Source organism: Streptomyces sp. Je 1-332, from assembly GCF_040730185.1.
Taxonomy (GTDB): domain Bacteria; phylum Actinomycetota; class Actinomycetes; order Streptomycetales; family Streptomycetaceae; genus Streptomyces.
In genome coordinates this window covers 6,997,365-7,011,308 of the sequence record NZ_CP160402.1, presented here as the reverse complement: position 1 = coordinate 7,011,308, position 13,944 = coordinate 6,997,365, and the positions used below count along the sequence as shown (strand labels likewise).

The following is a 13,944-nucleotide window of genomic DNA, read 5'->3' as shown; positions in this document are numbered from 1 at the left end:
CGCACCACACGGCCACCCCACCCCCACGGCCGCATGACATCCCCCCCACTCATCCCGGGAGACCTTCCGTGATTTCGCGTCGAGTGTTCCTGTCCACTGCCGCCGGTGCCGCCGGAGCCCTCACCTACCCCGTCTGGGGAAGCGCCCTCAGCCCCGGCGCCAAGGCGGCCCCCGCGACCTGTGAACTCGCCCTGCAGAACAAGTCGTTGCCCGGCGAGGTGCGGGCCTACGTCACCGGACACGAGCAGGGCACCGACCGCTGGGTCCTGCTGAAGCCGGACGGGGGTGTCTACCGGCCCGATTCTCCGTCGGCACCGCAGACCCCGCTGCCCGTCGACTGCGCGATCCCCCTCGGCGCGGCGGGCTCCGCCCCCAAGATCCTGACGCTGCCTCAGATGTTCGGCGCACGCGTCTACTTCGTACGGGACGACAAGCTGGACTTCTTCCTGAACCCGGGCCCCTCGCTGGTCGAGCCCGCCTTCGCGACCAAGGAGGACCCCAACTACGGGCGCACCTGGTCGTTCTGCGAATTCACCTTCAACAGCACGCAGTTGTACGCCAACATCAGCTACGTGGACCTCGTCACGGCCCTCCCCATCGGCCTGACCCTGGAGGGCGACGCCACGCACACGGTGGCCCCGCTGCCGGACGGCGCCGTCGACAAGATAGCCGCCGACCTCGTCGCCCAGGGACAGAAGGACGGGCAGCCCTGGGGTGACCTGGTGATCCGCGGTGACGGCGGGGACGTACTGCGGGTCATCTCGCCGCAGAACCTCATGGCGCCCTACTTCGACCGCCCCGACCAGATGCCGTTCCGCGACGTGTGGAACAGCTACATCGACCAGACGTGGGAGAAGTACCGCGGCACCGACCTGAAGATCGACCTCCAGGGCGGCCGAGGCGTGTTCACGGGCCGGGTGAGCGGCGACACGCTGACGTTCAACGGAGGGCACACGTTCCCGAAGCCGACGTCGAAGGACATCTTCACCTGCAACCACGGCCCCTTCACCAACAATCCCGGTGACTCCGACGACAAGAAGGGCCTGCTCGCGCGGCTCGCCGCGGGGTTCAACCGGAGCATCATGCTGACGCACGCGGAGCAGCCGAACGGCGCGGGCGCCGGGGACTACTACAAGGGCGACGTGACCAACCACTGGGCGCGTGTGGTGCACGCCAACTCGCCCATCGGGTACGCGTTCCCGTACGACGACGTCCGGCCGGACGGCGAGCCCGACGTGTCAGGGGCGGCCCACGACGGCAACCCGCGCCGCTTCACCGTGAGCGTCGGCGCCTGAACGTCCCGGACAGCACCGCCCCCGCACACACATACACCGCCCCGCCGCGAGCTGATCGCGACGGGGCGGGTGTCGTTACGGCAGGCCTGGCCCGCCGGTCCTGAGACCTACTTGCATTTGTTGCCGGCGGCCGGGTTGAGGACGCCGACGACGTTCACCGAGTTGCCGCACGCGTTGACGGCAGCGTCCACGGGAACCTGGACGACGTTGCCGCTGAGGACGCCCGGCGACTCCTTGGCCGTGGCCTCGGCGGAGGAGCCGGGGCCGGGGCCTGCGACGGCGGAGCCGGCCCCGCCGATGACGGTGACCGCGGCGAACGCCGCTGCTGCCAGGATCGCGCACTTGCGCATGGTGTTACCTCCGGATGAGGGGAAGTGCTGAACCGAGCCTCACCCACGCACGCCGCGCCAAAAACGCCGGTGGACCGTGCGGTGTAACGAGGGCACCCGTTAGTGGGACCCATGGACCGAATGCCGCCCTTCCGGAGCCGTGCGGAACCCCCAGAACACCTCCTACGCCGAGCCCCTGCGCACCAGCTCCGTCGGCAGCACCACGCTTTCCGTCGGCAGCTCGCCGCGTGCCAGGAGCATGCGGGCCATCAGGCGGCCCATCTCCTCGATGTCCTGGCGCACTGTCGTCAGCGGTGGGTCCACCTGCTCGGCCACGGCCAGCATGTCGTCGAAGCCCACCACCGCGACATCCTGCGGCACCCGCTTGCCCCGCTCCCGGAGCACTCGTAGCGCACCCGACGCCGTCAGGTCGTTGGCGGCGAAGACCGCGTCCACGTCGGGGACGCGGTCCAGGAGCTCGCGCATCGCGCGTTCGCCGCCCGCCGGGGTGAAGTCGCCCTGTGCGACGAACCTCTCCCCCGCCTCCGGCAGGACGTCGCGGAACCCGTCGAGGCGGTCCACCGCCGACGTCTGGTCGAGCGCGCCGGTGATGTGTGCGATGCGGGTGCGGCCGAGGGAGAGGAGGTGGCGGACCGCGTCCCGCGCACCGCCTCGGTTGTCGCAGTCGACGTACGGAGACGTCGCTGTACCGTCCGGCCACCCGGGGCGGCCGCCGAACACGGTTGGAACGCCCGCGCCCTGGATGATGCCGGGCAGCGGATCGTCCAGGTGCAGGGAGAAGACGAGAGCGCCGTCCACATGGCCTCCGGCCAGATAGCGGCCGACCCGCTCGTGATCGTCGCGCCCCTCCGTGAGCAGCAGCACCAGTTGCACGTCACGTGACGTCAACTCCTTGCTGATGCCGCGCAGTTGCAGGGCGAAGAAGGGGTCGGCGAAGACCCGCGTCTCGGGCTCGGCGATCACCACGGCCACCGCGTCATGGCGGCGGGTCACCAGGCTGCGGGCGGCACGGTTGGGGACGTAGCCGAGCTCGTCGACCGCCCGCCTGACCTTCTCGGCGAGCACCTCGCGCACGCCCGCGTCGCCGTTGACGACGCGGGAGACCGTGGCCCGGGAGACTCCGGCCCGCGCGGCCACGGCCTCCAGGGTGGGGCGCGGGGCGGCGCTCGGCGGCTCGGTCACGTGGGGCTCCTCGGGGGCGGTCCTGCTGGTGTGCGCCGGTCAGGATACGACCGGTGGGCGAGGCACGGAGACACCCCCTGCCCGCACCCCCTCCCCGCGCCACCTGCCCGTATCACCTGCCCGCGTCCGCCATGATCAGCTCGGCCGCCTTCTCCGCGAGCGCCACCGTGGGGGCGTGCGTGTGGCCGCGAGTGATCCGCGGCATGACCGACGCGTCCACGACCCGCAGCGCCGTCACTCCCCGCACCCGCAGCGCCGGGTCGGTGACGGAGGCGTCGTCGCTGCCCATCCGGCAGGTGCCGACCGGGTGGTAGAGCGTCTCGGACGCCCCGCGGATCGTCCTGGCCAGCGTCGCGTCGTCCACCCTGCCCGGATGCGGCGCCAACGGCCCCGACGTGTACGGACCGAGGGCGGGCCCGGCGAGGAGTTCCTCCGCGCGGCGCACCCCGGCGACGAGCGTACGGATGTCGGCCTCCGCCGTCAGATAGCCGGGGTCGATGAGGGGCGCGGAGCCGACTCCAGGCCCCCTCGGCGTGATCCGGCCCTCGCTCTCGGGCTGGAGGAGCACGACACCGACGGTGATGCCGTGTTCGGTGGGCGGGGTCAGGCCGTGCTGGACGAAGGGGACGGGGGCGAAGATCAACTCGATGTCGGGGGCCGCCAGTTCGGGCCTGGTCTTGATGAAGGCGACGGCCTCGCCGACGTTCGATGTGAGCGGGCCGCGCCCGGCGAGCAGGAAGCGGCCGACGTTGGCGAGGGAGTCCGCGCCGGTCAGCGTGACGGGCTCCGGGCAGCGCATGGTCACCGCGTAGGCGAGGTGGTCCTGAAGGTGGCGTCCCACGCCCGGGGACTCCACGCGCGGCTCGATGCCGGCCTTCGCGAGGGTCTCCGGGTCGCCGACGCCGGAGGCCTGGAGGAGCTGGGGCGAGCCTATGGAGCCCGCGCACAGCAGCACTTCTCGGCGGGCTATCAGCTTGCCCGGGACGCCGTCGGCGATGACTCCGGCCACGCGCGTGCCGTCGAACTCCAGCCTGCGGACGCGCGCGGCGGTCAGCACGTCGAGGTTGCGGCGGCGCCTGGCCGGTCTCAGATAGCCGTCGGCGGCGCTCCACCGACGCCCGCGGCGCTGGTTGACCGGGGTGAGGGCGAAGCCGGTGTGGTCGGGTTCGTTCAGCTCCGTCAGCTCGCGCAGGCCCGCGTCACGGCAGGCGTCAAGGAACGCGCCGGTGGTCGGGTTGAGGGCACGTGGCGGAGAGATCCAGAGCGGCCCCTCACTCCCGTACACGCTGCCCGCGGCCGAGCGTCCCCGTCCACCGGGCCCGCCCGTCCACCGCTCCGCCCGCCGGAAGTACGGTTCGATCGCGTCGTAGGACCACTCGGGCCCCGCGGCCTCGCCCCAGGCGTCGTAGTCGGCGCGGTGCCCGCGCACCCACATCATGGCGTTCATCGAGGACGAGCCGCCCAGCATGTGGCCGCGCGGCCAGTACAGCTCGCGGCCGTCGAGCGCGGACTGCTTCACGGTGGAGTAGTCCCAGTCGCAGGGCGTCTTGAACAGCTTCGGAAAGGCCGCCGGGATACGGATCTCGGGCTTCCGGTCGCGCGGCCCCGACTCGACGAGCGCCACCCGCACCGCGGGGTCCTCGGAGAGCCGCGCGGCGAGAACGCATCCCGCGGAGCCGGCGCCGACGATGACGTAGTCGTACACGCTGTCCTTGCTCAACTCGACTCCCTTGAATGGCAGTTCATGGCAGGTGTGGCGCGTGGATGAGGTGCATGGATGAGGCGTACAAGGAGTACACCCATCGTGGACCTCCGGGTAAAGGGATGGCGCGAGGATCGGCCTGTCCCACACGATCTCCACATGACGACCAGAAAGGGCGAGGCCGAGCACAGCACACAGAAGGAGCCGTACGCCGCGTGGTCCGTCCTCGACATCGGCACGCTCGGCGTGTGACGCGGGGCGCTTAGGCTGTCCGGATGTTCGAGAAGCGAAGAGCCCGCAAGCAGTCGGAGCTGCACGAGGAGCTTGCCGCCGCGCTGCGGGACCCGGACGCGGGGGTCCGGCGCAAGGCCGCCGACACCGCGGCCGTGAGTGCCGAGCCGCGGTGGGCACTGCGTGAGCTGGCGCAGGCCGTCGAGCGTGAGCCGTGGGCGGAGGAGTTCTCCGAGACGGTGGTGGACGGCTTCGCCACCGCGCTGCGCCGCGAGCGGCCGGTCCGCGAGCGTACGGAGCGGATCTTCGCGGGGCATCTCGACGACCCCGAGGGCTTCGTGCGGGCCTGGACCGAGCTGACGGCGGAGCTCGGCGGAGCCCCCGCCGTGCGCGAGGTCCCCGCCGACCTGCGCGACGACATGCGGGCCCGCCTCGCCTCCCTGAGGGAGAGGGGCTGGACGGCGGAGGGCCTTGCCGGCCTCGGCCGGCCTGATCACTTCGTGAGCGAGCTTGCGTTCGACCTCGCGGTCCTGCTGGCCTGCGTGGTGATGCGCCGGAACACGCCGCTGCCAGCCGAGGAGGCGGAGCAGGTCCGCGCCGACGAGCGCGCCACGCTCAAGAAGGCGCTGCCCCACGCGCCGGGGAGCGCCGAACGGGCGGCCGTCCTCGGCCCGTTCCTCCGGAACACACAGCTGGGCTCGTGGACCGACCGCGCGCGAGCGGGCGCGCGCGTCGACGAGGCACTGTCCCTCTGCGCGAGCGAGGACCCGGACTTGGTGACACTGGGCACCGAAGCCCTGGCCAAGCTCCTCTTCGCCGAGGCGGTCAGGCGCGACGAGGTACTGGACACACTGCCCCGCCTCCTCGCCCGCGCAGCCGCCAGCGCCCCGTCCCACACCCCGCCGGACTCCGACCCATCCACCCTCCCGGCTCCCTTCGTCCTGAGCCGGGTCCTGGACTGCTACAGCAACCTCCACACCCTGCTGCCCCTGGACGCCCCACCCCTCGACCTCTTCCTGGACGGTCTTCGGCACCCCGCTCCCGGTGTTCGCTCCTCCGCCGCCGAAGGTCTCGACCCGATCGCCGTGGGTACGGCCGCGGAAGGGCAGGCCGTGGAGGGGCTCATCGGGCTTCTGGAGCATGACCCCGACGTCACGGTACGGCGGCACGCCGCGAGTTCCCTGCGGTGGATGGAGTACAGCGAGGAGCGCCACTCCCGCGCCGGAGCCGAGGCGCTGAAGCGTCAGGCGGACGCGGCCGACCCCGAGCTTCGCGCGCACAGCGTTGCCGACGCTCTGCGGCGCGGCGCCCCGGACGCGTACGACCGGCTGCTGGACGGGCTCGAAGCCCCGTATGTGCACAGCGAGTTGTTGAGGGGGCTGTTGCACGTGCCCACCGACACGGGCTTCGTTCTTCCCTCGCGCGCGGTGCGCAAAGCGCTCATCGAACGCCTGGAAACCCTGCGCGACACGGGCTGGGCGGACCGGCAGGTGCCCGAGCCCGCCGCGGCCCGCCCGAACGTGGAGGTCCTGAGCATCGCCGACCGGGCCGAGCTGCTCTCCGACCTCATCGAGGCCCTGCGCGACCTCTAGGCAGGGTCCGACGCATCAAGGGTGCCTGAAGCGTTCCCGCGCTTCCCGCCTCCGCTCCCGCTGTGCGCGTCCCATTCCAGCGTTCCACCCCTGCTTTGTTTCCCCTGGTCAGCGCCGGGGTGTGCGTTCCAGCGTCCCGATCTTCCCGCTCTTCGTGGTGGCCGGGACCGGTCGGCCCGCAGACTCAAGCCGTCCGACAGACACCGCCGTTGACCGGGGGCCAGGGAGATGTTCCTGGCCCACCTCCACGGCTCAAGCGCCGACAGCTCAGGGAGTCTTCCGATGACCCGTTCCACCAGCGGCTCGCGCCGCCGCAGTTCACGAACCTGACGGTGGGGTAGGGCGTTCTCTCGCCTGTCGGCGCCGTGACCGGGCCACGACCCGGAAGGGAAACGGAAGGGAAACGCCCTAGCCGTGATCGTGCCCGGAGGCGCCGGACTTGGAACCGGAAGCGTCACTGGAACCGCCGGACTTCTTCGCGGCCGGCGGATGGTGCGGCTCGTAGTCCGGGATCGTGCCGTCCGCCTTCTTGACCAGGAAGTAACCAGCCATCCCCATGTCGGAGTGGCTCTGCACATGGCAGTGGTACATCCAGGCGCCCGCCCCCACCCCCTCCCCCGCGATGACCTGGAAGCCGAACGAGTCACCTGGCCCGGTGATCTTGTCGTCGAGGACCTGGCTCGGGTCGTCGGGGCCGGTCAGGAGGCCCGTGCGGTTGTCCGCCCAGCGGTGACCGTGGACGTGGAACGTGTGGTAGTACTCGCCGTGCGTGATCGAGATGAACTCGACCCGATCACCCACCGTGGCCTCGAAGTTGGGGCTGTCGTGCCCTGCCTTGTTGTTGATCGTCATGTCGTTGAAGACGATCGTGAACGTCTTGTCCGGCAGCAGGTCACCCTTGCGGCGCACGACCAGCGCGCCGTAGAGCCCCTTGCGTACGCCGCCCGTTCCGTGATCGGTGCCGACGACGTGGTCGTGGTAGTGCCAGTAGCCCGCCGTGCCAGGGCGCCAAGTACCGTCCTTGCGGCGGCCCGGCGCGTGCGTGCGCCAGGTGTAGGTCCGCTTGCCGCCCGGCTCGACGTGGCTCTTGGTGTGTCTGGTGCCGTCGCTGGAGATCTCGTAGTCCATGCCGTGGACGTGCAGGCTGGCGTCGACGTCCATCAGGTTCTCGAACTCGATGTGCAGGGTGTCGCCCTCGTTCAGCTCGATGAGCGGTCCGGGGATCGACGCCTTGCCCTTCTCCAGGCCGTAGCCCATCTGCCCGTCCGCCAGCTTCTCGGCGTACATCTTGATGCGGCGGACCTCTCCGCCCGCGGGCGCGGTCTTCGGTCCTTCGGCCGTGCTCGCCTCGGGCGCGGTGGCGAGCGACAACGATGTCACCCCGGCCGTCGCGGCCACACCGCCCACGAGCATCCGCCGGTTGAAGCTCCGTCGGTTGAAGCTCCGTCGGTCCATGCCGAACTCCCCACTGCGGTACGGAGACTGACGGGGCGCAGGTGGCCCCCGAGACGGCCACACGGTATCGGGGGGATCTTTGTTTATCCACACGCAGGACAAAGTTCGCGCAATTCCGGTGCTAACTCTTGGCGAGTGGCAAAAAGAGGTCTAGCTTCATCCGCGCCTGTTGCTGTGACCGAAGAGGGGTGGGTGTACTCATGCGGCTCACACCGCATCAAGAGCCCTTGGCTGTACGAGGGTTGAGCAGAGTCAGACGCAGATCGAACCGCCGGGTGCGCAAGCAGGACCTGAACCGGAACCTGATCGGCTCACGGGACCGGACCGGCTCACGGAACAGGATCGGCTCGCGCCGTGTCTGGGCCGCCGCCCTGATCTCCGGGGTCATGGTCACCGGCGCGCTCTCCACACAGGCCGCCACCGCGCGGCCCTATCCCGAACCGCCGTTGACAACGATGTCCCTTCCCTCGCCGCCCGGCCAGGCGAACGTGCGCGTGCTCGTCTTCCACGGATCGGCCGCCGGTGGCGACGAGTCACCGGTCGTGAACGCCGGTATCGAAGCCATCGAGAAGATCGGCCAATCCGGGCCTGCCGCCCAGCGGTTCAGGATCGAGGCGACGGACGACCCAGCGGTCTTCACGAACGAGGCCAAGCTCGGCAAGTTCAACGCGGTCGCCTTCCTGACCGGCGGCGGCGACGTCCTGGACGCCGAGCAGGAAGCGGGCCTCGAGGCCTACATGGAGGCCGGCGGCGGCTTCGTCGGCATCCACGACGCGGCCCGCGCCGAGCCGTACTCGACCTGGTTCACCGGCCTGATCGGCGCCCGCCCCGCCGACTCCAGCCCGACGAACGTGCAGCGCGCCACCGTCGAGGTCGGCGACCGGCAGAATCCGGCCACCAAGGACCTGCCCCTGGAGTGGAAGCGCCCCGACCAGTGGCTCAACTGGACGAAGAACCCGACCGGCGAGGTCCACACCGTGGCCCGCGTACGCGAGTCGACGTACCAGCCGGGCGAGAGCAAGAACGGCGCCGACCACCCGGTCTCCTGGTGCCGTGACTACGACGGCGGGCGCTCCTTCTACACCGGGATGGGCGGCACGGCTGCCTCGTACGACGAGACGGACTTCCGTCAGCATCTGCGCGGCGCCCTGCTCTGGACGAGCCGCATCGCGCGCGCCGACTGCAAGTCGACCATCACCGCCAACTACAAGGCGTCGCGCCTGACCCAGCCCAACCAGCCGGGCCAGAACGACCAGATCGGCGAACCGCACGGCCTGGTCACGGCGCCCGACGGCCGTGTCTTCTACATCGGCCGCGGCGGCGCCGACTCCTCGCAGCCGGTCATCACCGACTGGAACAACCCGGACATCGGCAAGGGCAAGGGCGAGATCCACGTCTACGACCCCGAGACCAAGAAGACGACCCTCGCCGGAGCGCTGACGATCTTCGGCAACAAGGGCGGCGGCGATGAGCTGATCAAGGTCGAAGAGGGCCTGCTCGGCATCGAGTTGGACCCGAAGTTCGAGCAGAACGGCTGGGTGTATCTGCACTACACACCCCACTCGAAGATCAACCGTGAGACGCACATGGCCGAGCGCTACGTCTCCCGCTTCACGCTCGACCAGAGCACCAACAAACTGGACCTCGCGAGCGAGAAGGTCCTGCTCAAGTGGCCGGTGCAGATCCACAGCTGCTGCCACGCGGGTGGTGGCATGGCCTGGGACTCCAAGAACAACCTCTACATCGCGACCGGTGACAACAACTCCTCGCAGTTCAGCGATGGTTACTCGGGCAACAACCCGCAGCCCAACTTCAAGGGCGTCTCCTTCGCCGACGCGCGCCGCACGGCGGGCAACACGAACAACCTCAACGGCAAGATCCTGCGCATCCACCCGGAGGACGACGGGACCTACACGCTCCCCTCGGGCAACCTCTTCACCGGCAAGGAGCCGGACGAGGGCGGCGGCAAGACGCGCGGTGAGATCTATGTGATGGGCGTCAGGAACCCGGCGCGCATCTCCATCGACAAGAAGACCGACACGCTCTACGCGGGCTGGGTCGGTCCGGACGCCGGCGCGCCGTCGACGACGTGGGGCCCGGCGAAGTACGACACGTTCGCCGCGATCACTCACGCCTCCAACCGCGGCTGGCCGTACTGCATGGGCAACAACCAGCCCTACCGCGACCGCAATCTGCCGGACCCGACGAAGCCGCTGGGCTGGTACGACTGCAAGAACCTCAGGAACGAGTCGCCCAACAACGACGGCCTGGTGAACATCCCGCCGGCCGAGCCCAACAACATCTGGTACTCGCCGCAGGGCGGTGGCGTGGACTATCCGCGCGACGCGAACGGCGTCCCGAGCTACAAGACGGAGGAGCAGAAGACGCTCCTGCCGTGGCTCAAGGGCGGCGGCCAGGCCACGATGAACGGCCCGGTGTACCGCTTCGACGCCGCCAACTCCAGCGCGGACAAGTGGCCTTCGTACTGGGACGGCAAGTGGTTCGTCGGTGACTTCTACGACGCCGACCAGCCCCGGCACGCGGTCGTGACCGACCCCAAGACGGTCGGCAGCGGCGGCCTGCCCACACACGCCGAGTCCCTCAAGAAGATCATCCCGATCGGCAACGACGGCATCAAGAACCTCATGGACTGGAAGTTCGCCCCCGACGGTTCGCTCTATGTGCTCGACTACGGCCGCGGGTTCTTCACCTCGGACTCCAAGTCGGCGCTCTGGCGCGTCACTTACTCCGGCGGCGAGGCCACACCGGCCGCCAAGGACCTGGCAAGGAGGGCGGGATGACGTTGCCCGCGGTACACAAGCGAAGACTCTGGACGGCGCTTCTCGCGTCGCTCCTGATGGTGCTCGGCCTGACCTCCACGGCGGCGAGCCAGCCCGACAACCCGGGCCGCGCCGCGGCCCAGACACTGACCTGGACCGCGGACAACGCGATCGACAAGTACGCCTCCGCGCCCACCACGGCGGTCGCGGGCCCGACGACGATCGTCTTCGAGAACAGTGAGGCGACCGGCAACAACACCGGCATGCCGCACACGCTGACGTTCGACGTCTCGGACCCCGAGTACAACAACGACGTACCGCTGAACATCCTGGCCAACCCGAACGACGACCAGGGCGGCAAGCACACGGCGGAGGTCACCCTCACGCCGGGCCGGTACCGCTACCACTGCACGATTCCCGGTCACGGGTCCATGCAGGGCATCCTCGTGGTGACCGAGGGCGGCGGCGAGGACACCACCGCTCCCGAGACGGCGGCCAAGGTCGAGGGGCAGACCAACTCCGATGGTGCGTACGTCGGTTCCGCCACCGTCTCGGTGACGGCGACCGATGAAGGTTCGGGCGTCGACAAGACCGAGTTCGCAGTCGGGGCGGACGGCGCCTGGCAGCCGTACACGGCCCCCGTGGTCGTCGACCAGGTCGGCACCCACAAGATCCGCTATCGCGCGAGCGACAAGGCGGGCAACGTGGCGGCGGAGAAGGCCGTCGACTTCACGGTGGTCCCGCCCTCGTCCGACGACAAGACGCCACCGGAGACCTCGGCGACGGTGACCGGTGAGAAGAACGACAAGGGCGAGTACCTCGGGATGGCGACCGTCACCGTGACGGCGTCCGACACCGGCTCCGGCGTCAACAAGATCGAGTACGCGGTCGGTGACGGCGGCGAGTGGACGGCGTACACCGCGCCGGTCATGGTCCACGCGGCGGGCGCGCACAAGATCCGCTACCGCGCGTCCGACAAGGCGGGGAACCAGGCGGCGGAGAAGTCCGTCGAGTTCACCGTGGTCACGCCGCCGGTCGAGGACAAGACGCCGCCGGAGACCTCCGCGAAGGTCGAGGGCGACAAGAACTCGGACGGCGCGTACGTCGGCAAGGCGAAGGTGACGGTCGCCGCGACCGACGCCGACTCCGGTGTCGACAAGGTCGAGTACTCCCTCGACGGCGGCCCGTACCTCGCCTACGCCGACCCGGTCGTCGTCGACCGCGTGGGCCGGCACACGGTGGCGTATCGCGCGAGCGACAAGGCGGGCAACACGGCGGAGGCGAAGGACGTGTCCTTCACCGTCGCCGAGGGCGGCGGCGTGCCGTCCCCCAACTGCGCCGAGTACGACGAGCGGTTGACGGTCATCGTCGGGACCGTCGACACCGGCATCCCGAACCGGGTCACCAACAACCGGTGCCGCATCAACGAGATGATCGAGGACGAGAAGGAGTGGACGTCCCACGCGCTCTTCCTGAAGCACGTCAAGAGCGTCACGGACAAGCTCCTCAAGGCCGGTGAGATCGACCAGCGCGAGTACAACAAGATCAACAAGGCCGCCAAGCAGTCCGGCATCGGCAAGCCGGGCCAGACCGAGGGCTACCGCAAGATCTTCGACGGCACCCAGGAGTCCTTGAACAAGTGGGAGCAGGTCGGCGGCGGCAAGTTCGGCCTGAACCCCGACGGTTCGATCACCAGCAGCACCACCGTCGAGGGCATGGGCATGCTGTGGTTCCCGGAGCGCAAGTACGGCGACTTCTCGCTGAAGCTCCAGTGGCGTGACGACGCGCCGGGCAACGGCAACGCCAACGGCGGCGCCTTCGTGCGCTTCCCGCAGGTCCACGACCACCCGGAGGAGTCGCGTCCGGAGTGGGTCGCCATCAAATACGGGCACGAGGTGCAGATGCTCGACCGGCCTGACGGCGACATGTACAAGACGGGGTCGATCTACGGCTTCGACCGGGTGGGGCTCGGCGGCGCCGGGGTCACCCCGAAGGGCACGTGGAACGACTACGAGATCAAGGTGGTGGACCAGCACTACTCGATCTACCGCAACGGCGTCCTGATCAACGAGTTCGACAACACGGGCGGCCAGGTCTTCACACCGCCGCGTGGCGACGACCCCGGCACGGACGGGCGGCGTTACTCGTCCGGCTACGTCGGGCTCCAGGTGCACGGGGTCACCGATGTGATCTCCTACCGGGACATCAGGATCAAGGAGCTGTAGTCAGCGCCTGACCGATCACGCTTCGGCCCCCGCACCCCGCCTTGGGGAGCGGGGGCCGTCGGCGTTCTGGTGGTGTCAGTCGTCGTGCCTGGCCCGGCTCGGCTGCACCCGCTTCGGTTCGCCCGGCATCTTGGGGTACTCGGGCGGATAGGGCAGGTCGCCGAGGCCGTGGTCCCGTTCGTCCTGGGCGGCGAGTTCGAGGAGTGACTCCAGGGAGAAGGCGTGCTTCTCCATGTCCGCGTGCACGTCGCCGACCTCGGCGAACCGCCCCGGCATCGTGCCGATGTCGAAGTCCTCCGGCACCGCGTCGTCGACCTCGTCCCAGCGCAGCGGGGCCGACACGGGGGCGTGCGGCCGGGGGCGCACGGAGTAGGCGGAGGCGATGGTGCGGTCGCGGGCGGTCTGGTTGTAGTCGACGAAGATCTTCGCTCCCCGCTCCTCCTTCCACCACGCGGTCGTGACGGCGTCCGGCATCCGGCGCTCCAGCTCGCGCCCGACCGCGATCGCGGCCCGGCGCACCCCGGTGAAGTCCCACCGCGGTTCGATCGGCACGAAGACGTGCAGGCCGCGCCCGCCGGACGTCTTGGGCCAGCCCTTCACTCCGAACTCGTCCAGCAGTGCGCGCAGTTCATGCGCCGCGCGCACCGCGTCCGCGTAGTCCGTGCCGGGCTGCGGGTCCAGGTCGATGCGGAGTTCGTCGGGATGGTCGAGGTCGTCGCGCCGTACCGGCCAGGGGTGGAAGGTCAGCGTGTTGAACTGGGCGGCCCAGATGACCGCGGCGACTTCCATCGGGCACATCTCGTCGGCCGTGCGGCCGCTGGGGAAGGCGATGGTGGCCGTGGGGATCCAGTCGGGGTGGTTCTTGGGGACGCGCTTCTGGTAGAAGAACTCGCCGGTGACGCCGTCCGGGAAGCGCTGGAGCGTGGTGGGGCGCTCCCGCAGGGCGCGGACGATCCCGTCGCCGACCGAGAGGAAGTACCGGGCCACGTCCAGCTTGGTGAAGCCCCGCTCCGGAAAGACGACCTTGTCCGCGCTGGACAACCGCACCGTCCGCCCGCCCGCGTCGAGCTCGACCGCTTTACCACCCATGCGGCCACGCTAGGCGCAACGGACGAGTGGCGCATACCGGGCA

At 69.8% G+C, this 13,944-nt stretch carries 9 protein-coding genes; 4 read left to right on the top strand and 5 right to left on the bottom strand.

Features of this window, described 5'->3' with window-relative positions:
- Positions 1–68: 68 nt before the first annotated feature.
- Complete coding sequence (locus tag ABXJ52_RS31540) at positions 69–1,295, top strand: glycoside hydrolase family 64 protein (protein ID WP_367046661.1); 1,227 nt, start codon at positions 69–71, stop codon at positions 1,293–1,295.
- 107 nt (positions 1,296–1,402) lie between these two features.
- On the opposite strand, the gene ABXJ52_RS31535 is transcribed toward ABXJ52_RS31540, so the two are convergent.
- From ABXJ52_RS31535 to ABXJ52_RS31525, 3 genes are all read right to left on the bottom strand, one after another.
- Positions 1,403–1,645 carry a chaplin gene (locus tag ABXJ52_RS31535; RefSeq protein WP_367046659.1) on the bottom strand — a complete coding sequence of 81 codons (243 nt, stop codon included), beginning with the start codon at positions 1,643–1,645 and terminating at the stop codon, positions 1,403–1,405.
- A 162-nt stretch (positions 1,646–1,807) separates the two neighbouring features.
- Positions 1,808–2,827 carry a LacI family DNA-binding transcriptional regulator gene (locus tag ABXJ52_RS31530; protein WP_367046657.1) on the bottom strand — a complete coding sequence of 340 codons (1,020 nt, stop codon included), beginning with the start codon at positions 2,825–2,827 and terminating at the stop codon, positions 1,808–1,810.
- Positions 2,828–2,939: 112 nt separating this feature from the next.
- The gene (locus ABXJ52_RS31525; RefSeq protein WP_367046655.1) at positions 2,940–4,547 is read right to left on the bottom strand and encodes a GMC family oxidoreductase N-terminal domain-containing protein; all 1,608 of its coding nucleotides are present in this window, start codon (positions 4,545–4,547) and stop codon (positions 2,940–2,942) included.
- A gap of 257 nt (positions 4,548–4,804) precedes the next feature.
- On the opposite strand from ABXJ52_RS31525, the gene ABXJ52_RS31520 reads away from it, so the two are divergent.
- Complete coding sequence (locus ABXJ52_RS31520; RefSeq protein WP_367046653.1) at positions 4,805–6,352, top strand: HEAT repeat domain-containing protein; 1,548 nt, start codon at positions 4,805–4,807, stop codon at positions 6,350–6,352.
- A 408-nt stretch (positions 6,353–6,760) separates the two neighbouring features.
- Here ABXJ52_RS31520 and ABXJ52_RS31515 read toward each other — a convergent pair whose 3' ends face one another.
- Complete coding sequence (locus tag ABXJ52_RS31515; RefSeq protein WP_367046652.1) at positions 6,761–7,807, bottom strand: multicopper oxidase domain-containing protein; 1,047 nt, start codon at positions 7,805–7,807, stop codon at positions 6,761–6,763.
- 386 nt (positions 7,808–8,193) lie between these two features.
- Between ABXJ52_RS31515 and ABXJ52_RS31510 the strand changes: the two genes are divergently transcribed.
- The gene (locus tag ABXJ52_RS31510) at positions 8,194–10,608 is read left to right on the top strand and encodes a ThuA domain-containing protein (protein WP_367049415.1); all 2,415 of its coding nucleotides are present in this window, start codon (positions 8,194–8,196) and stop codon (positions 10,606–10,608) included.
- The gene (locus ABXJ52_RS31505; protein ID WP_367046650.1) at positions 10,605–12,812 is read left to right on the top strand and encodes a family 16 glycoside hydrolase; all 2,208 of its coding nucleotides are present in this window, start codon (positions 10,605–10,607) and stop codon (positions 12,810–12,812) included. Before ABXJ52_RS31510 ends, ABXJ52_RS31505 begins: the two co-directional genes overlap by 4 nt.
- Before the next feature lie 75 nt (positions 12,813–12,887).
- On the opposite strand, the gene ligD is transcribed toward ABXJ52_RS31505, so the two are convergent.
- Positions 12,888–13,901, bottom strand: a complete 1,014-nt coding sequence (gene ligD, locus ABXJ52_RS31500; protein ID WP_367046648.1) for a non-homologous end-joining DNA ligase — start codon at positions 13,899–13,901, stop codon at positions 12,888–12,890.
- Positions 13,902–13,944: the final 43 nt, after the last annotated feature.